This is a genomic window from Brevibacillus gelatini (assembly GCF_003710935.1).
In the GTDB taxonomy this organism is placed as follows: domain Bacteria; phylum Bacillota; class Bacilli; order Brevibacillales; family Brevibacillaceae; genus Brevibacillus; species Brevibacillus gelatini.
Genome location: NZ_RHHS01000012.1, coordinates 1 through 18,111, shown reverse-complemented (window position 1 = coordinate 18,111; position 18,111 = coordinate 1). Strand labels below are relative to the sequence as shown.

The window sequence follows — 18,111 nt, the reverse complement described above, 5'->3', positions numbered from 1 at the left end:
AGACAGCAGACTCTTTCAAAAAAAGAAAAGCGGACAAGCATCTGCCTGTCCACTTCTTTATCAAAACGATTACTTGTTCAACACTTTATCCAGCATGCCGCGCTCTTTCAGCACTTCAACCAGTGTTTCACCGATGACTGCTGGTGTTTTCGCTACGCGTACGCCGCAAGCTTCGAGCTTCGCGATTTTCTCAGCAGCTGTACCTTTACCGCCGGAGATGATCGCACCAGCGTGACCCATGCGTTTTCCTGGAGGAGCAGTTTGTCCGCCAATGAAGCCTACTACTGGTTTTTTCATGTTCGCCGCGATCCATTCAGCCGCTTCTTCTTCCGCAGTACCACCGATCTCGCCGATCATGATAACCGCTTCTGTGTCTGGGTCTTCGTTGAACAGTTTCAGTACATCGATGAACTCCATTCCTTTTACAGGGTCGCCACCGATACCGACAGCAGTGGATTGACCGATGCCGCGAGTGGTAGTTTGATGTACCGCTTCATAAGTCAAGGTACCGGAGCGGGATACGATACCCACTTTACCAGGGGTGTGAATGTAGCCTGGCATGATACCGATTTTGCACTCGCCCGGAGTGATAACGCCTGGGCAGTTAGGTCCGATCAGCTTGGTTTTCTTGCCTTCCATGTAACGTTTTACTTTTACCATGTCGAGGACAGGAATACCTTCGGTGATGCAGATAACCAGATCCAATTCAGCGTCAACCGCTTCCATGATTGCGTCAGCCGCAAAAGGAGGAGCAACGTAGATAACGGAAGCATTTGCACCTGTTTTTTCAACGGCTTCTGCTACGGTGTTGAAAATTGGAATACCGTCTACTTCGGTTCCGCCTTTTCCTGGCGTTACGCCACCAACCATTTGTGTACCGTATTCAACGGCTCCGCGAGTGTGGAACAAACCTGTTGCACCGGTAATCCCTTGGGTAATTACTTTTGTATTTTTGTTAACGAGAATACTCATCGCGTTTTTTTCCCACCTTTTTTTACGTATCTACTCGCAATTGCTTACTTTACCAAGGATACGATTTTCTCAGCGCCGTCAGCCATGGATTCAGCTGCAACGATGTTCAGACCGGATTCATTGAGGATTTTCTTGCCGAGGTCTACGTTTGTACCTTCGAGACGTACAACGAGCGGTTTGTCCAGTTTGATTTGTTTCGCTGCATTCACAACGCCGTTTGCGATAACGTCACATTTCATGATACCGCCGAAAATGTTGACGAAAATGCCTTTTACTTTTTCGTCGCGCAGGATGATTTTGAACGCTTCGGTTACTTTTTCCTCGGTCGCACCGCCACCTACATCGAGGAAGTTGGCTGGATCTCCACCGTAAAATTTCACGATGTCCATGGTAGCCATCGCAAGACCAGCGCCGTTTACCATGCAGCCGATGTTACCATCGAGAGCAATGTAGGACAGATCGTATTTGGACGCTTCGATTTCTTTCTCGTCTTCTTCATCCAGGTCGCGCAGAGCTACAACGTCAGGATGGCGGTAGAGAGCGTTGCTGTCGAAGTTCAGTTTGGCATCGAGTGCCATTACTTCACCGTCGCCAGTAACAACGAGCGGGTTGATTTCCGCGATAGAGCAGTCTTTGTCAACAAATGCCTGGTACAGGCTCATCATGAACTTCGCTGCTTTGTTGATGAGTTCTTTCGGGATGTTGATTGCATAAGCCAGACGGCGTGCCTGGAACGCGTTCAGGCCAGTTACCGGATCGATCACTTCTTTGAAGATTTTTTCCGGAGTTTTTGCTGCTACTTCCTCGATCTCCGTACCGCCCTCTTCAGAAGCCATCATTACTACGCTGCCTGTCGCACGGTCAACAACGACACCCACGTAGTATTCTTTTTTAATATCGCAGCCTTGCTCGATCAAGAGGCGTTTTACTTCTTTGCCTTCTGGACCTGTTTGATGAGTTACCAGCACTTTGCCAAGAATTTCGCTGGCATATGTACGAACTTCGTCCAGGTTTTTCGCTACTTTTACACCGCCAGCTTTACCACGGCCACCAGCGTGGATTTGCGCTTTTACGACAACGACCTGGGTGCCCAGCTCTTTCGCTGCTTCAACAGCTTCATCCACTGTGAAAGCTACGCGACCTTCTGGAACTTTTACACCGTACTGCTTAAGTATCTCTTTGCCTTGATACTCATGAATGTTCATTCTCCATCCTCCTATGGCAGATAAAGATCGGCAGGCTTTTAGACCGGCCAAAAGACAACTGTCTTCTTTCGGTCAATAGCTGCCACTATCAGTGCAACGTAACTATTCTACGACAAAAAATGCAAAAGTGGTAGTAATATGTTCTCCTTATCGTGACCATAACTTCGAAACTTCATGAGGAAAACCCATCATTTTCTAGCACTTTGCAACAATTTCCACATCGCGTCGGCCATTTCATGGTGAGCGAACCAATTTGCGTCTATTTGGAAATGATTGTCATACAAAATCAATTCGTGCTCTTTCCCGTTCACGGTAAAGTATAAGCGGTACTGCTCTGGTCCCGGTTCTTTTGGTGCTTCCTTCAACAACTCTGCCGTTTGCAAAAGGCGCACGGCCTGATGTGCAATCCCCTGCTCCACGGTCGTCTTCCTGACTTCCAGCTCCAGACCTTCCACAGCCATGGCGCCTGTCGGGGCAATCCGAATCTTGCTTGCCTTGAAAAGCTGCTCCAACTGCATTTCTTCCATCTCAGCCGGAGGAATCCACTCTGTCAGCTTGGAAAAAAGCTCGCCGTCCACGTGAAACGTGTGGGTTTCCTTTCCAAACGGCACACTGATTAAGGTCGGGGTCAACACGGTTACTTCCAGCGGTCTTTCTGCTGAATTGATGCGCAAGCGGTAATTCGGATAGAGCGGATACTGCTTCCGGGTCGCCCCTGTCTCGGGCACAGCCGCTGCCAGCACTGTGCGGATTGCTTCCATTTCTGTCTCTCCCAGCACCCTCGTCTTGGAGATGTCCTCGGCGGAGAGCAGGACGGTGTTGATTTTTTGCGACAACAATCCTTTTCCTGTCAGCTTCTGAATCCATTGATAAAAGGCGACTGCCCCTGCACCGCGATATGTATTTTCGCCAAACTGGCTGGCCCCTTCTCCAACGGCCACGACGAGCGGGGCCAATTGCTTGCGGTACAGGACGAGCGTAAAGCGCACGTCTTCCTGCTTCAAGGCTGTTTCTGAAAGCTGCAAATCTTTGCCCTGTCCAGCCAGTTCCTTCATGAATGTCGGCAAATCCAGCATCACTTCCTGCCCATCTGTTGACATGACGGTTACTTTTTCCACCGCATCAAGCTCTTTCTCGATGTGGTTACTCATGTCGGCTGGCACTTTGTCAGTCTGTGCACAACCGGCAATCATCATACTTGCCACCATCACAATGAACAGGTAAGCACGCAAAGACGATACCATGCAGCACCCTCCTTCGAATATCCATCATGCCCGATGATTCTGCAAAAGTCCCAATCGTCGGCTGATCTCACTGCCAAGTTTTCGTTTGACGTAAATTTCGCCTATTTGATGCGGGTCTTTGACTACGACCGAGCGATTGTTCGTGCGGATGACGACGTATTTCTCGCTATTTTTATCCAGACCGCAAATCAGTTCGGAGGCAACCTCCACAAAAATCGCGACGACATGCTTGCCGTTCACTTTTTTCAGGGAGATTTTCGGAAACGGTGTGATGAATGGCGAGGTCTTGTCCTGAATGTACTGTGTTATGGCCAGTATGTATTTATCCGGGTCGCCGTACTGTTCGATTTCGTGATCGATGCCGCAAACGGTCCCTTCATCGGTAATCCCCAGGAAGAGATTGCCATTGTTCGAATTGGCGAATGCGACAATTGTCTTAATGATTCCGCCTTTGGACAGCAAAAAGTCGCGCTTGAATTCGATCATGTCGTTTTCGCCAAGCGAAGTCGCCACGAGCGGATCGTCTACCCGCCCCAGGTAGCGAAACCTGCTGATGGCCCCCAGGCGATATACGTACTCTTCAAAAATATCAGGCGGCAAAGACAGGTCTTCCAGGCTGGCATCTGTATTCTGCCATAATTTATACGTCTGGGGAGCGAAGCACATGTCAAACAATACGTTGCCGCCGAGTGACCGGATGTTCATTCCGATTGAAGCCGGCTTTATCACCCCTGGCTGGTAAGGGGGATCGTTCTCCACATCCATCACGCCTGAATGAAACAAATAGTCAAAATAGTGCCGAGGCAACTGGGCATTTGGTCTCAGCAACTCTCGGACAGTGGTCGTTCTTCGAATCTCCTGGTACAAGTCAAAACGCACAGACTGTTCTGTCAGTTCATGGACAACGGCGAGTAAGGAACAAATATGGCGCATGTTTTCCCTCGTTCTTTTGTTTGGTATCCTTGTCATTGTTTGGTCATATTTTAACGCAACTATTTGGAGATTGACCAGTTTTTTTATGTAATCAGCTGGGAACGCCGCTTGCTTCTCTTCGCTTTCAATGGCTTGAAGCGCTCGCAAATGTTGCACAAAAAAAGAAAAGCCGGGCGTTTGCCGGCTTATTTTACTCGAACAGCGGTTCCGGTCGCGATGACCATCATCATGCCTTCTCGCAGCGTTTCGAAGTCGAGATCGACCCCAATGACAGCGTTTGCCCCAAGCGCGCGCGCTTTTTCCTTCATTTCTTGCAGCGCCAGCTCGCGTCCTTCTGCCAGTTTGCTTTCATAGGAGCCGCTTCTGCCGCCGATAATGTCCGTGATTCCTGCCAAAAAGTCGCGAACCACGTTTGCTCCCATGATGACTTCTCCGCTGACAATATCCAGATAGGCTTCAATTTCTTTTCCTTGCAAGGTGCTGGTTGTAGAAATAATCATGTAGTAGGCCTCCTCTGACCGATTTCATTTCTCTCTGACAATAGGTAATACGAATGAACTTCGCGTCGGTTTCATTTGCCCATTTTTAGCGGGCGGCTTCCTCGTGTGCGCCTTGCCCACGCCATATCCAGCAGCGTAACAGTCACAATCAGGAAAAAGAAGACTCCATCCTCTGTGCCTTGATCGCAGATGATGCAAGGCTTGCTTGCGCGATCAGTTCCCTCCAGGAGTGGCTGAAAAAATCAGGCTCACTGTAGCCGTTCACATGGCCGACTGCTGCGGAAACCGTAATGTCCAGCACGTCGGTCGGTCGCGAAATCAGCTCGATATACTGCTCGACAAGCGCGTCAGGAGCAGTAGAAATCAAGACAAATTCATCCCCCGCATAACGGCACAAGTGACCACCTTGATCCTCGGCAACCGAAGAAAGAACGGCCGAATAGGTCCGGATGACATCATCGCCAAACGGATGACCATATTGCTTGTTAATTCTGCCGAAATTGTTCAAATCGATGAACAGCAGGTGAAACGGGATTTTTTTCTGCAAATAGCTCTCCCCGATAAATTGGATATAAGGCGCCCGATACAGACCGGACAGCGGGTCTTTGTATTGGGCAATTTGCATGTCCACGATTTCTTTCGTAATCATCCCGCTTACCTGCTGGTCCTCGAGGATAATGGCCAGTCGGGCATTTTCATTGAGAAAGTAATGGTGCGCCTCCCAAATGTTCTGATCCGCCAGCAGGTAATGCACCTCGTTGCACATCGCATCGGCAACAATCCGGTTTGGATGCGCAGTCAGGACATCTCGGGAAGTCACTAAACCGACTACCTCTCCATGGTCAATGACAACCAGCGAATCCATTTGATACTCACTCATGAGCTTCGCAGCATGGGAAACGGATTTGTCAGAGGAAATGGAATAGATCGTCGGATTCATGATTTCGGAGATGTTCATAGCAAATCCACCTCACGCTGTACAGACAACGCAATTTTCAGTTCAGAACGCAATACCATTGATTCACTAATCATCCGCTCTGATTCCTCAAGAATAATTTTCATCAGCAGTTTTTCGTCCATCATCTGCAGGATCGAGTTTCGCAAAAGCACCGCCTCGATCTTCGGATGATCGATTTTCAGCAGGGTAAACTGCTCCGGAGACAGCGCCTCTGCCATCCTCCGTACCGCTTCCGGTCCAATTGGCGCTTTTCTGCCAATAATCAGCAAATCCTGCATCGGAGGCACTTCAAACTCGGAAATTTTTAAGGATAGAGTGGCTTTCCTTGAATATACGCTACTATCACCAAACATCAGTAATTCCTCCAATTCTGCTCTCCCCTCTTACTCTTCCCGCAGGCGATCCGGTTTTCCGAAAAGGTATCCTTGTCCCATTGCGATTCCCAATGAAGAGGCGCAAGCAAAATCTTCTTCTTCTTCAACTCCTTCAAGAATGAGTTGAGGTTCGTACTTGCAAAAGTCAACAAACAGCTTGATGACTGTCTGTTTTTCTTGCGAAGTCGAAAGATCCTTGGAATAGAAACGATCGATCTTGATGAAATCCGGCGAAAGATCCGTTATTTTTTGAAAAATATTTGCTGCATCCCCTACATCATCCAACGCAATCAAAAAGCCTATCTTTTTCAACTCACGAATCCGATTGGTAAAAACAGGATCATGCCAACCTTCCCCTTCCATGATCGATTCGTTTATTTCCAGGACGACTCTTTTCAAATACGGAAGAAAAGCTTGCTTGATTTCCTCAATGAATCCTGGAAACGAATCTTCCACGATCGTGGACGGAAAAATATTGACAAACAGGAGCTCCTGTGTGTGTTCCTTGGATGAACGAAAAAAAGACAGAAGCGCATGCCGAAAAGACTGGGTATCCAGCTCTGGCAACTTTCTTTTTTCCTTGGCCATCGCAAACAACAGCTCCGGGTTTCGACCCGATTTACTGCGGAGCAGCACCTCATACCCTATTCTTTTTTTATCTGGGAATTGGCATATGGGCTGAAACGCATGATAATACTCTCTTTTCTCAAATAGTTCCGCAAAGCTCTCCATCAATTTTCCTTTCCCTTTCCTAGCAAATATGAACACAGAGAAAGCTTTCCAAGTGAGAGGTGCATAGGATGTACGCCCAATTCATTGGAAGTGCTGGGAAGTTCAACGACCAGTAAGACCGCAAACCCTAGAAGTTTTCGGCGCGAAAACTAGGTAAAAGAGATCACAAAATCTCCAGTCTATTCGACAACATATGTCTTTGTTCCTAGTTATTCGCCATTGTTTTGCATATTCCCTTCCAAATCATACTAAATCCCCATTCAAAAAAAAGCAACTTTTGGATAACTCGGCATAATTTTCTGCGAATAGGAAGGCTGTTTTTCTATAATGGAACAATTATTTTTCGCCTTGTTGTGATTCTGCTGCTTTCTGGTTGATCTACTTGAACCGCTCTGCTTTGGCATTTTGCTGTTTTTTCATACTGGTTGGGGAAAGGTGTTTTGTAAAGGAAAGGGGGATGGCGATGACATTCGGTTTCGTGATTATGGTCGGGTTACTATTACAGATTCCAAATTTTGTATAATTAATGAGATTCGGTGGTAGTGAATGTGGCGAAAGGGCCTCGTCGTTGCTTCTGCATCCGGGGAAGCTTCTTCTGGATGTCTGCGACAGGCACCAGCCTTCTCCCTTTCGTAAGCGACTCCCCCATTCCTCCTGCCACTTCCGTGTTTTATAGATAAGGTTAGTGTAGGAAAACTGTGTTCAAAAATATGGAGCTGCGGGAAGAAAAGAACAAGTCAATATTTGAATATCAATGCTCCACCATGAAAAATACGCGAGTACATCCAGGTTATTTGCCGCCGTTTGTAGCCTGCTTGTCCATTTCGACGATCACCAAGATCAGACAGAAAAAGAGCGCCCATCACTGGACACTCTACGTTTGTAACCACTTTTCCGGTCATTTGCGAAGAAGGAAGTTGACTTTCATCTGCCTTTTGACTTTTCTTGCATAGTCGAGCGATAACGCTTCTGATTTATTCTTCGCTATCTCCCCTATCCCTTCTGTCTATCCGTATAGAAGGCGGATATTTACAGCCGGATGAATGCTCGGATCAGATTGTTTTACGTTTACGTTTGCAAAACAGTCCAGTGTTTCGCATGCTGCTCCTTCGCCAGTTGCAAGTGAAGCCGTTGATCGCGGGTGATTACTTGCGTCGGCAAATGCTGGAACGTTGGAGCGAATGGGTCTTCCACCACGCTTCGGATGCCGCTCAACGCCTCGATCACCCGCAGCGTGCAAAACGGAACGTAGGCTGCGCTGTATCCGCCTTCGTGACAGGCAATCAGCCTGCCCTGACAGCATTCATCGGCCAGCGCATGCATTTCCTTTGCCATGTGATAAAACCCTTCGGCAGTCACCATCATTCTGCCCAACGGATCAAACAGGCTGGCATCCTGCCCCGCAGAGACGAGAATCAGCTCGGGTCCAAACTGGCGGATCACAGGTGCGACGATGGTTCGGAGCGCCTCCAGATAGCCTGCATCAGAGGTACCGGCCGGCAACGGAATATTCATCGTGTATCCTTCCCCCGCCCCTTTTCCTGTATCATGCAAGTGGCCTCTTTCGGGAGGATAGTTGTTTTCCTGGTGCAAGGAAACAAACAGTATCTCAGGATCATCGTAAAAAATGCTTTCCGTGCCGTTTCCGTGATGGACATCCCAATCCACGATTGCGATCCGCTTTAGGCCATATGCTCGCTGCGCGTATCTGGCTGCGATGGCGACGTTGTTGAACAGGCAGAATCCCATGCCCTTGTCCCGTTCCGCATGATGGCCGGGCGGTCGGTGCAGCACGTAGGCATTGTCCACCTCGCCGCGCATTACCGCATCGACAGCGCGCAAACCTCCCCCCGCCGACAAACAGGCGATTTCAAAAGAGCCATACCCGACAATCGCCAGTTCGCCAGCATCTCCCGTCGTCTGGCTCAATGCTTCCACCCGCTCTATATACGCTCGATCATGCACAGCCGCAATCTCTTCTTCTGTTGCCACCCTGGGCGGGATTTGTACCAGCTCACGGATAAAACCGGAACGCTCCAGCAGATTTTTTACACGCCGTTTGGTTGCCGGACTCTCCGAATGCACATCTGTTTCAATCCAGCCGCCAGCGGGCAAAAACAAAGCGCCATTCCCGGTATTGTGCCAAAAATAGCTCTCATCGCAAACAAAAGCGGTTCTTCGTTTCATCGGACATTCTCCTTTCCCTGTTTCCATAAAAAGAAGGCTTCTTCCCGTCGCGTCTATCCATCCTGAACGGGAGAAGCCTGATTCTGCTGCTTTCGTCTCCACCCATATCGGGCGATATACCAGACTATCATGGCGACGGGTACGAGGCTGAGAACCGCGAACACGCCTACGACCACTTGTGAAAACCCGTTGGCCCACACCATTTGCGCAATCGGCTCACCGGACGCTTTCAGGCTTGCCAGCCACTCATTGGCGGGAACTCCACCCGTGTGCAACGATGTGTCGACCATCCTGCGAAACAGGCTGGCAGAAAGCGAACTGCCGATAACAGCGCCCACCAGTCGCAGCATGTTCAATATGGCAGAGCCCAATCCCAGATGATCGTAGGTAAATTTCTTCATCCAGGCCGAAGTAATGGAAATGATGACGATCCCAAGCCCAAGCCCGGCCAGGAAAGAAGCTCCCATGTACACGTACAGGGGCACCTCGCGAAGCATATACAGGCACAGGCTCGCCAACAGACCGAAAAATCCCGTGCTGATGACAAACTCCAGCGGCATTTTTCTCTCCAGTCGCCCGGCTATTCCCACAGATACGATCATGGATGCGCACAACGGAGTGACCGTGTAGGCGATTTGCAGGCTGTCGTAGTCGAGAAAATTGCCCAGCATGAAAGGCAGTACATACAGCAGACTGTTCAGAATAAATCCGGCAAAGAAGTTGCCGATCAAAAACAGGTACGTTTCACTTTCCTTCCACAGATTCGGCATCGGGACGACCTGCGTGTCCCGTTCCTCATCCGGTACAGGCGACGATTTGAGCGAGGCAATCAGGGCCAGCAAAGCGAGCAGCACCAGCGTGCCATTTGCCAAAAAGGTGAACCTCCAGCTCGCAAAATGCCCGATCACCCCGGCACTGATGGGACCGCAAGCCGCTGCAAGCGCACACGTGGCGCTCCAGGACCCGATCGCTTGCCCGTAGCGTTTTTTCCCAAACCGCTTCAGCAAGATCACCAGGCTGACGGGTACGAGAATGGAAGAACCGATCCCCTGAATAAAACGACTCCCCAATAAAAGCGGAAAGGAATTGCTGAAATACCCAAGGAAGGAGCCCGCCGTATAAATGGCCAAACCGATGAGAAACACCCGGATGTGCCCGTAACGGTCCGCCACTCTGCCCATGACGATCATGAGCAGAGCAAACGGCAAAATGTACAGATTCATAATCCAGATCGATGTGGACAGACTGGTTGCAAATTGTTCCTGGATCTGCGGCAGCAGGACGTACAGCAAAGTTCCATCCTGCATCACTGTGAACAGGCTGACGAGGACAGACAGCAAAAACAGTTTTTTCATTGCACATCACACCGAAGCGGTGATTTCGCTTCCAGAGCGTTCCTTGTACAGCATTTGCTGCAAATGCGCGGAAGCAAGGGCGAGAGCCACGATGCGCGTCGGCTCCTGCTGCTCTATGCTCTGTGTCAGCACTGTCCGCACCATCCGGCGTATCCGTTTTGCCGACTCGGTCCACATGTTCTGCGGCAAGGCTTCCCCGGTAATAATCAAGCCAAACGACAAGGCCGAACCTGCGTTGACCATAAAATCTGGCAGCACCATCACGCCTTTTTCCCGGAGGATTTCATCGGCTTCCTGCGTAGTCGGCATATTGGCTGCCTCGACAATGATTTTCGCCTGAATCGAGTGGGCATTTCCCTCATGGATCACCTGCGAGACGGAAGCGGGGATCAGCAAATCGACCGGCAACTGCAGCAGTTCCTCGTGCGTCAGTTGTTGCACCTGGGCGATTTTTTCGCGATCCATGCAGCCATTTGGTTTGCGGATGGACAGCAACTGATAGATGTCCAGGCCTTCTTCCCGATAGATCGCTCCTTCGGCATCGGCGACTGCTGTAATTTTTACACCGCGATCATGAAGCAGCTTGGCGATCTCACTGCCCACCGTGCCAAAGCCATGCACAGCAGCAGTCGCCCGCTCCAGCGGAAGATCAATCAGTTCGGCCGTCTCCAGCAGACTCTCCATCAGGCCAAAGCCTGCTGTCGTCTCCATGTTTTGATCGGACAACAAGTCATTTGCCCGGACTCCCTGGCCAATCTCGTACTGAACGCCCCGCTCCCGCAGCCGGGTCAGCACTCTTTCCAGCGGGTCAAGCTTTATATGGGAGTACATCGCTCTTACATCTTCTGCGTAAATGCCCATGTCCTCTCCCAACAGGAGGCAGCTTCTCAACAGAGGTTCTGCCATTCGTGCAAAAGCTTCAATCTTTTTCCCCTTGTCAGGCGCTGACGGATCGCCGACAATTCCGGCCTTGGCTCCGCCCAGCGGCAGGTTCATCAGACCGTGTTTGTATGTCATGACTTCCGCCAAATCCCGTACTTCTTCCAGCGTGACCGTCGGAGACATGCGGAGGCCCCCCGTGGCAATCCCTCCGATCAAGCGGTCGATAACGATAAACGCCGTCGTGTCCGTTTCCGGGTCATGCATCGTAATTTCATAGTGCGTATTCATCCATTATTCCCCCCGTTTTTTCAGTACCTCAAACGTAAAGGCAAAGGCCAGGTCTTCGTGATTCAGCCGCTCGATCATTTCCACATCACGCTCATAGTAGTTCAGAAGCCCAGGGTCTACCGAACGCTTCGCCAAAAAATTCCGATAGCAAATGATTCCGTTTTTCCGCATTTTTTGCGTGATTTCCGTGAGGATCTTTTGAAACGTTTCATTGGGGATCCAGCCGGATATGTCCGATAGCGACACCTTGTCGATAAACGGTTCCTTTTCCCTGGCCAGATACTGGTCGATCAGATCCGTCACAATCTCCACTTTGTCCAGGTTTTTCTTGATCGTCTCGTAATGCCTCTTTTGCAGGTAGACAGGCAGTGCCTCTTCGTTCATGTACTCCCCGCAGTACAAAAAGGTGAGAAAGTGGTTATCGCGTACCAGATGATTTTCGAACGTATGAGTCAACCTCTGCAAAATATAGTTGCCGACGCTTTGCTGCTGGCTGACCTGGTTGTCGTAGCTCGGGTCCCCGAGTGCCCACTTGAAGATGGTTTGGCGGCACAAATTCTCGATGGACCAGCGCCAAAGCCGCGTGTTGAAATGCTTATGAAAATAAGCCCTCTGTTCTTCCAGGGAAGTGAGCGAAAGCATGTGCAGAAACTGTTTTTTCTTCGGCCGAAACAGCAGCGAACCGATATATTTTTTATAAAATTGCTCGTGCTTCCCCAGGTAAATCAAGCCTTCCTTGATTTTGTCGAGATAGCGGTTCCAGTACGCCTGGGCCTGGGGCGTCAGGTTGGGTTCAAACTCCCGGTATAGGTCCAGCCTGGAAAAGGTGGCGGGTTTCACCCCAAGAAATTGCAGATACTCGTCATGCTGCAGCAAACGCATGGCTTCGATCTTTAGCTCCAGCAAATAGTTTTGGGTGGGGTTGGCATCCACAGAAATCAGCCGTTTGGGCTCGTCGACGAGCAATGCGAGACTGCGGCAGCCGCTCCCCGTGATGACCAGTACTGTGTCGCTGGGGTACATGCGCAGCGCTTTTAATTCGGAGTAGGAATCTTCATCACTGGTCGTGTACAAAATCCAGTCTTTTTTATAAATGCTGTCTTGCTCGGAATAAATGATACGCTTTGACGCGGGCTTTTCTTTGATCGCTGTTGCCATCCAAGGGACACCCCATTTACGTAAAAAGTGTTATTCGCGCAAGCTCGCCTGTGAAGCCAGCCAGCCTCCTGGCCCTTTGTTTTTCGCAGGTTCAAGGCACAGGAGACTGGGGCAACAGGTGGCTCTCCATTAGTTCAGGTACTTCAAACCGATTTTCTCCAGGCGCTCCCGATGGCCGCCGATAATGTCACGCAGCAGCATGTTCACCTGATCCACTACTGGCGTATCGATCATGCGCATTCCTGGCGCAATCTCGGCATCTCCCACTTTTTCCTTGTGCTCCTGACAAGCTTCCTGATAGAGACCTACGAACTGATTGAGGAAGCTTTCAAACGCTTTTTCCATTCGGATCGAACACTCGGTAGCCAGGCGCGACAGGCGCTCTTTTTCTTCGGGACGCTGCTGGATCGCCTCCGTCAGTTTTTTCTCGGCAAAGCCCACATGGCGCGTCTCATCCTTGAACGCTCCGATAATAATCTCGGTCAATCCGGGATCAAACGGCTTCCAGAAGCGGGCCTCGTAGCCGTACAGCGGGAACGCCATGCCTTCCAGAATGATATTGAGAGTGACCAACCCGCCCAGCAAATCTTTGTTGTCTACCTGCTGGAACATGATCTTTTGGAAATCGCGGTATTCCGGGCTGGCTACTTCCTCGATCAAATCGGCAATCTCTTCGTCAGACAGCCCCATTTCGCGAATCCGTTCCACGAAAACCTCGTAATGCCGCGCTTCGTCAAATGTTTGCGTCGCCAGGAAGATGCGGCTCCAATCGTCGTCGGCGATGCTGGTCAACCCGGCAGCGGTGGTCACGGCAATCTTTTCGGCGGAAGCGAAAATCGCCAAATCGTACAAGCATACCTGGCGCAGCTTGCCTTCCTCCTGCAAGTAGTCAGGCACGGTGTACTGCGGAGAGTGGCCGTAAATCATTCCCTTCAAATAGCCGTGGGGTACGATCTCCAGCCATTTTTCAGCGGTAAAGTTGCGGACAGAAACTCTTTTTTTGCTTGAAGTTGTCGTCATTTTCATTTCCTCCTTTTTATATCAAGAAAATTCTGAAACTACTTGTGGTTTGTTGACCGCCGCTTTAACCCGCTCGATGTAATCGTCATCGATTTCCTTCTCGAAGCTGTGCAGGCTGGCCAGTGTGAAGCCGTGTTTTTCTGCGAGCCCCTGGATGTAGTACATGTCTTCCATCGTGATGCGTCCGCCAATGCCCATGTTGCGGTTGCTATTTTCCAAGGTTAAGAGAATCGTTTCCGAAAGGCAGGCCAAATTCACCCCTGGCTTGTAACCCAGGTTCTGGCCAAAAGCGAGTTCTTCCGGAAATTTGACCAATCCTCCTTCGATGACCAATACATCCGGTCGTTTTTCTTGCACGATTTTGCCTACGTTGGCGGGACGGGAAACATCGCAGATGACCGCACCGGATTTGATTAATTCCGGATGCAGAAGCTCACCGATGCTGCTGGTAGCGACCAGAATGGCATCGAGCTCAGGCAGGAAGTAATCAATATCGACCCCATAGTCAATCGGAGGCTTTTGCCCGGCTTGTCGGAACAAAAGCTCGATGTCGTCGATGATGACCTCGTTCATCCGTTCTTCGGAATTGCCTGCCTCCGAAGATTCGGCCGTCAGGAACAGCTCATACAGCCGCTTGCGTGTCTCATACAAGCCGCCGCCAAATACGGGTTCGGTTTCCAGCATCGACAAAATCCGCTCCCGTATCCCCGAGCGTTTCTTGTGGTAAAGGATGGCGTGCAGGTAGATTTCATTTGCCAACTCTCGCAAGCGCTCCATATTTACTTTCTCGTTACTTTTTCTACCTATTAATACTATATTTTCCATCTTTTGCGACAAAAGAATGGCACACAGCCGCCCGATCGATCCATTTGCACCGATCACGGCTCCTCTGCACGTTTCGAGGGTGATATCCATCTTGGCTGCGCCAGTCAGCAACGCGTTGACGGACGTAATGACGGTAAACGTATTGCCGGTCGTTAAAATCTCGTGGTCGAGCATCATATCCCGCACATCGATTCCGCCGCGCGTGACGATCGAGGTGTACGCACCCAGTCCGAACACGGTGGCTCCCATTTCGCGCCCTTGGCGGATCGCCGCGCGAATGGCGGACACGACTTCCTTTCTGGGGCGCTCCAGCACTTTTGGCCCCCCGTAAGGAATGGCGATAATGCTGCCGGCAGCGACATCCCCGTGTTTCGAGGAGATTTTGGAAAGCGTGCAAACAACTCCCGGCTCTCCGTAGTCAGCCTGCCATTCCAGTATGTTGGACAGCTCTGTTTCGTTGAATTGTTCAAATGAAGGTGTGTTGATAGCCAAGTCTCTCGTTTGCGGATAGTGGGCGATAAATGAAAAGCGGCGATGAGGTTCTTTGGTGGTTGAAGAATTAACAATCTCTCTTCTTTTTGAACGATAGTCTGTAATTGTTTCGGGGATGGTATTGTCGTAAATGGTATAACGGTATAAATGATAGAAATCGCGATAGTAGAGAATCTCGCAAGTCCGGTCGATGGCGTACAGCAGCTTGTCGATTTCTTCCCTGGAAATCGTAAGCGGCGGTTCAATCCGCACAGCCATCTCCTGGTTGAGATAAGGCATGATTCTCAGTTTGTAGACATTGAGCAAAAAGCCGCAAACCAGGTAGCCAAGACCGCCTTGCGAGCAAAGAATCGAAAATTCATACGAATCTCCCGCATCGATCTCTTCAAACTCGATGGCTTGCAAATAGGCTTCGCCGCGTACCTCCTTGATGACACCGGGCCACTTTTGCTGAATCTGCAGCAAGCGTTCCCGCATATACGCGCCGTTTTCCTTCACCTGTTGGAACAGATGCTGGTTTTGCTCCAAATACTTGAGATAGGCCAAGCTGATGGAACAGGTAAAATTGTTGTTGGCAAACGTGGAGCTGTGGTTTTTCCCGAAATCGTCCTCTTCCCAGAGAGCAGACGTGCTCATGCATACACCGATTGGGACAACTCCCCCGCCCAATGCTTTGGACAACAGCAGAATATCCGGCTCCAGGCCCTGCTCTACACACACGGCCCAATTGCCCATCCGGCCCAGTCCTGTCTGAATTTCATCGAGGATAAACAGGACACCGTGCTGGCGACAAAGCTCCTGCGCCTTGCGCAGATACGTGGACGATGGTACGTTGACCCCGCCTTCTCCCTGCACGGGTTCGACCAGGAAACCGGCGATTTCATCTCCCTGCTCCTGCAATACCTTTTTCAGAGCTGCTTCGTCGTTGTAAGGAATCTTGATGTAGTCTGCGGTATCAATAAAAAACGGCTTTTGATAGACTTCCTGCCCGGTTGCTGCCAACGCTCCCGCTGTTTTGCCGTGAAAGCTTTTCCATGTGCTGACGATCTTGCGTTTTCGGGTAGCGGCTCTGGCCAGCTTGATGGCGGCTTCCACTGCTTCCGCCCCGCTTTGGCCAAACGTGCAGACAGAGAGATTTCCCGGCATTTTGTCGCACAAAAACTGGGCCAGCTCTACTGCCTTGATCGGTGTGGACGGCTGACATAGGCTCGGCAGCTTGTTCTCCCTGATTTCATCCAGGGCAGCCCAGATCGCCTCGTGGTTGTACCCCAGGGGGATGGCACCGTACTGGGCGATGAAATCGGTATACCGCGTTCCGTCGGCCTCGTACAGATAGTACCCTTCACCCCTGACATACTTTTTGTCCATCTTGAAGATGGTGAGCAAATCTGCGACAACGGGATTCAGACGCTTCATCAAATTCTCCTCCAACTTTTATCTAAAGAATTACTTGTTGCCTTTTTTCATGAACAGAGGAATCAGCAAGTACAACCCATAGGCAAATGCCATCCAGATTGTAAAAGCGAGCAGCTGTTCACTGGACAATCCCGAAAAAAACACGTCGCGGTTCCATAAAACGAAAGCATCGATAATCAAGCCGACTGCACTGCCGATCAGCCCCAGCTTCACCACCGCGTACGGACTGGGATCAAGCTTGCGAAAGATTACAAAGACGATGTACAAGACCACCGCTGTCGCAAGCTCCAACAACAGGAATGCTGTGAGAAAATTTTGCTGATAGGGATCAACCAACACCGCGCTGCCGAAAAACACGAAGAACAAAGTCGCTCCCAACCAGACCAGGATCGAGAACAGCAAGGTTAATCCCAGCTTTTCTGAAAACATGTTTTCATCCCCTTTTCTTTGTGAGTAGATATTGGAAAAGAAGCCATTGGAGGAAAGTGAGTGTGAACAGACCATGAAGCGAGCCCCCAAGACTTGCGGTTTGGCTGCTCAGACGGATTTGCTTTCCAACAGTTGCTGAAAGAATACGCCCAGTTCGGCAAACACTTTCTCTCGGTCAAATTCAGGAGAAACGAGGCTTTGTACGGCCAAGCCGTCAATCAGCGCATTGATAATGACCGCCCAGGTTCCGGCGGATACACCCATCAACCGATTTTCCTGGACAGGCCCTTGCCAGCCGGAATCGGCGTGTTTGTCTGCAATCAGCTCCTGAATCTTTTCCGAAAGCACCTTGTTTTCAAACATGAGCAGTTGGCCCAACTCCTGTTTGATTTCTTCATTGTTGAAACTGAACACAACCAACGACAAAAACAGCCGATGAAAAAAGGAGTCCGGTCGGCACCGTTCCTTGGCCGCATTCAAAGCCTCCGGGACGACAAATTCGACGGTTTGCGCATGCGACATCTCTTGCCAGGAACGAAGGCACACGTCTTTTACCACGTCCATCATCAGTTTGTTTTTGGTGTGAAAATGGTAATAAACGGTCCCCTGCGTCACATTCGCCTTGTCAGCCACCATTTTAAGCGTAAGCTTTTCCAAGCCATTTTCCACGATGCAAGCCTTGGCTGCTTCAATCAGTTCCTGTTTGGAAATGACGTTCGGTTTTGCCATTCATCTCAGTCCCTTATGTGAATTCCAGTGCGTTCCCTTACTCCAACCCGGATTTTTATGTATGGAAGACACCACAAAGAGTCAGTCATTCAACCAACTAATTACAATATATACCATATCGCGCCAAAAAAGAAGATGGTTTTTCCAGAAATTTGATGAATTTTTTGTAAATGGTACTCCTGCTTTCTCTGTCGATTCACTTGTATCGAGTCACTTGCAGGAAATTTACTTCTTTCCTTCGCGGAGCGATTTCCTGTAGGGCAGTTTCTTTTGTACGGAACAAAAAACGTAGCTGTCGAAAAAGTCCCAATAAGCCAAAATCACCAAATCGGCAACATTGGTTTATCAAGGGTTTTGAAATTCACAAGGGGGCATCTCTAGGTGATTAAAGGGACTTTTTATACGAAAATGC

Annotated in this window: 16 protein-coding genes; all 16 read right to left on the bottom strand. The window is 49.9% G+C overall.

Annotation, left to right across the window (positions count from 1 at the left end; translation table 11 throughout):
- Window positions 1-69 precede the first annotated feature (69 nt).
- Window positions 70-972, bottom strand: a complete 903-nt coding sequence (sucD, locus tag EDM57_RS03355; protein ID WP_122903358.1) for a succinate--CoA ligase subunit alpha — start codon at window positions 970-972, stop codon at window positions 70-72.
- A 44-nt stretch (window positions 973-1,016) separates the two neighbouring features.
- Complete coding sequence (gene sucC, locus EDM57_RS03350) at window positions 1,017-2,177, bottom strand: ADP-forming succinate--CoA ligase subunit beta (protein ID WP_122903357.1); 1,161 nt, start codon at window positions 2,175-2,177, stop codon at window positions 1,017-1,019.
- 188 nt (window positions 2,178-2,365) lie between these two features.
- On the bottom strand, window positions 2,366-3,421 hold the full coding sequence (locus EDM57_RS03345) for a hypothetical protein (protein ID WP_122903356.1): 1,056 nt from the start codon (window positions 3,419-3,421) through the stop codon (window positions 2,366-2,368).
- Between the two features lie 24 nt (window positions 3,422-3,445).
- Window positions 3,446-4,354: an AlbA family DNA-binding domain-containing protein gene (locus EDM57_RS03340; RefSeq protein ID WP_122903355.1), complete on the bottom strand. Its 909-nt coding sequence runs from the start codon at window positions 4,352-4,354 to the stop codon at window positions 3,446-3,448.
- A gap of 185 nt (window positions 4,355-4,539) precedes the next feature.
- Window positions 4,540-4,854: a YbjQ family protein gene (locus EDM57_RS03335; protein WP_122903354.1), complete on the bottom strand. Its 315-nt coding sequence runs from the start codon at window positions 4,852-4,854 to the stop codon at window positions 4,540-4,542.
- A gap of 148 nt (window positions 4,855-5,002) precedes the next feature.
- A complete protein-coding gene (locus tag EDM57_RS03330) occupies window positions 5,003-5,812 on the bottom strand; it encodes a GGDEF domain-containing protein (protein WP_122903353.1) in 810 nt (269 codons plus the stop codon).
- Window positions 5,809-6,180, bottom strand: a complete 372-nt coding sequence (locus tag EDM57_RS03325; RefSeq protein ID WP_246005730.1) for a hypothetical protein — start codon at window positions 6,178-6,180, stop codon at window positions 5,809-5,811. Before EDM57_RS03325 ends, EDM57_RS03330 begins: the two co-directional genes overlap by 4 nt.
- 15 nt (window positions 6,181-6,195) lie before the next feature.
- A complete protein-coding gene (locus tag EDM57_RS03320) occupies window positions 6,196-6,918 on the bottom strand; it encodes an EAL domain-containing protein (RefSeq protein WP_122903351.1) in 723 nt (240 codons plus the stop codon).
- A gap of 1,068 nt (window positions 6,919-7,986) precedes the next feature.
- Window positions 7,987-9,105 carry a class II histone deacetylase gene (locus tag EDM57_RS03315; RefSeq protein ID WP_122903350.1) on the bottom strand — a complete coding sequence of 373 codons (1,119 nt, stop codon included), beginning with the start codon at window positions 9,103-9,105 and terminating at the stop codon, window positions 7,987-7,989.
- Between the two features lie 53 nt (window positions 9,106-9,158).
- On the bottom strand, window positions 9,159-10,460 hold the full coding sequence (locus EDM57_RS03310) for an MFS transporter (protein ID WP_122903349.1): 1,302 nt from the start codon (window positions 10,458-10,460) through the stop codon (window positions 9,159-9,161).
- A gap of 6 nt (window positions 10,461-10,466) precedes the next feature.
- Window positions 10,467-11,630 carry a Glu/Leu/Phe/Val family dehydrogenase gene (locus EDM57_RS03305; protein ID WP_122903348.1) on the bottom strand — a complete coding sequence of 388 codons (1,164 nt, stop codon included), beginning with the start codon at window positions 11,628-11,630 and terminating at the stop codon, window positions 10,467-10,469.
- A gap of 3 nt (window positions 11,631-11,633) precedes the next feature.
- Complete coding sequence (locus EDM57_RS03300) at window positions 11,634-12,788, bottom strand: DUF3419 family protein (RefSeq protein WP_122903347.1); 1,155 nt, start codon at window positions 12,786-12,788, stop codon at window positions 11,634-11,636.
- Window positions 12,789-12,917: 129 nt separating this feature from the next.
- Window positions 12,918-13,808 carry a ferritin family protein gene (locus EDM57_RS03295; RefSeq protein WP_170163361.1) on the bottom strand — a complete coding sequence of 297 codons (891 nt, stop codon included), beginning with the start codon at window positions 13,806-13,808 and terminating at the stop codon, window positions 12,918-12,920.
- Between the two features lie 21 nt (window positions 13,809-13,829).
- Entirely contained in the window at window positions 13,830-16,541 is a 2,712-nt protein-coding gene (locus EDM57_RS03290; RefSeq protein WP_122903345.1) for an aminotransferase class III-fold pyridoxal phosphate-dependent enzyme, read from the bottom strand.
- Window positions 16,542-16,571: 30 nt separating this feature from the next.
- On the bottom strand, window positions 16,572-16,970 hold the full coding sequence (locus EDM57_RS03285) for a hypothetical protein (RefSeq protein ID WP_122903344.1): 399 nt from the start codon (window positions 16,968-16,970) through the stop codon (window positions 16,572-16,574).
- A 108-nt stretch (window positions 16,971-17,078) separates the two neighbouring features.
- Window positions 17,079-17,699 (bottom strand): TetR/AcrR family transcriptional regulator, encoded by a 621-nt coding sequence (locus EDM57_RS03280; protein ID WP_122903343.1) that lies wholly within the window; start codon window positions 17,697-17,699, stop codon window positions 17,079-17,081.
- Between the last annotated feature and the right edge of the window lie 412 nt (window positions 17,700-18,111).

Coding starts and splice junctions, on each gene's coding strand:
- sucD (WP_122903358.1), bottom strand. CDS start 972: ATGAGTATTCTCGTTAACAAAAATACAAAAGTAATTACCCAAGGGATT.
- sucC (WP_122903357.1), bottom strand. CDS start 2,177: ATGAACATTCATGAGTATCAAGGCAAAGAGATACTTAAGCAGTACGGT.
- EDM57_RS03345 (WP_122903356.1), bottom strand. CDS start 3,421: ATGGTATCGTCTTTGCGTGCTTACCTGTTCATTGTGATGGTGGCAAGT.
- EDM57_RS03340 (WP_122903355.1), bottom strand. CDS start 4,354: ATGCGCCATATTTGTTCCTTACTCGCCGTTGTCCATGAACTGACAGAA.
- EDM57_RS03335 (WP_122903354.1), bottom strand. CDS start 4,854: ATGATTATTTCTACAACCAGCACCTTGCAAGGAAAAGAAATTGAAGCC.
- EDM57_RS03330 (WP_122903353.1), bottom strand. CDS start 5,812: ATGAACATCTCCGAAATCATGAATCCGACGATCTATTCCATTTCCTCT.
- EDM57_RS03320 (WP_122903351.1), bottom strand. CDS start 6,918: ATGGAGAGCTTTGCGGAACTATTTGAGAAAAGAGAGTATTATCATGCG.
- EDM57_RS03315 (WP_122903350.1), bottom strand. CDS start 9,105: ATGAAACGAAGAACCGCTTTTGTTTGCGATGAGAGCTATTTTTGGCAC.
- EDM57_RS03310 (WP_122903349.1), bottom strand. CDS start 10,460: ATGAAAAAACTGTTTTTGCTGTCTGTCCTCGTCAGCCTGTTCACAGTG.
- EDM57_RS03305 (WP_122903348.1), bottom strand. CDS start 11,630: ATGAATACGCACTATGAAATTACGATGCATGACCCGGAAACGGACACG.
- EDM57_RS03300 (WP_122903347.1), bottom strand. CDS start 12,788: ATGGCAACAGCGATCAAAGAAAAGCCCGCGTCAAAGCGTATCATTTAT.
- EDM57_RS03295 (WP_170163361.1), bottom strand. CDS start 13,808: ATGACGACAACTTCAAGCAAAAAAAGAGTTTCTGTCCGCAACTTTACC.
- EDM57_RS03290 (WP_122903345.1), bottom strand. CDS start 16,541: ATGAAGCGTCTGAATCCCGTTGTCGCAGATTTGCTCACCATCTTCAAG.
- EDM57_RS03285 (WP_122903344.1), bottom strand. CDS start 16,970: ATGTTTTCAGAAAAGCTGGGATTAACCTTGCTGTTCTCGATCCTGGTC.
- EDM57_RS03280 (WP_122903343.1), bottom strand. CDS start 17,699: ATGGCAAAACCGAACGTCATTTCCAAACAGGAACTGATTGAAGCAGCC.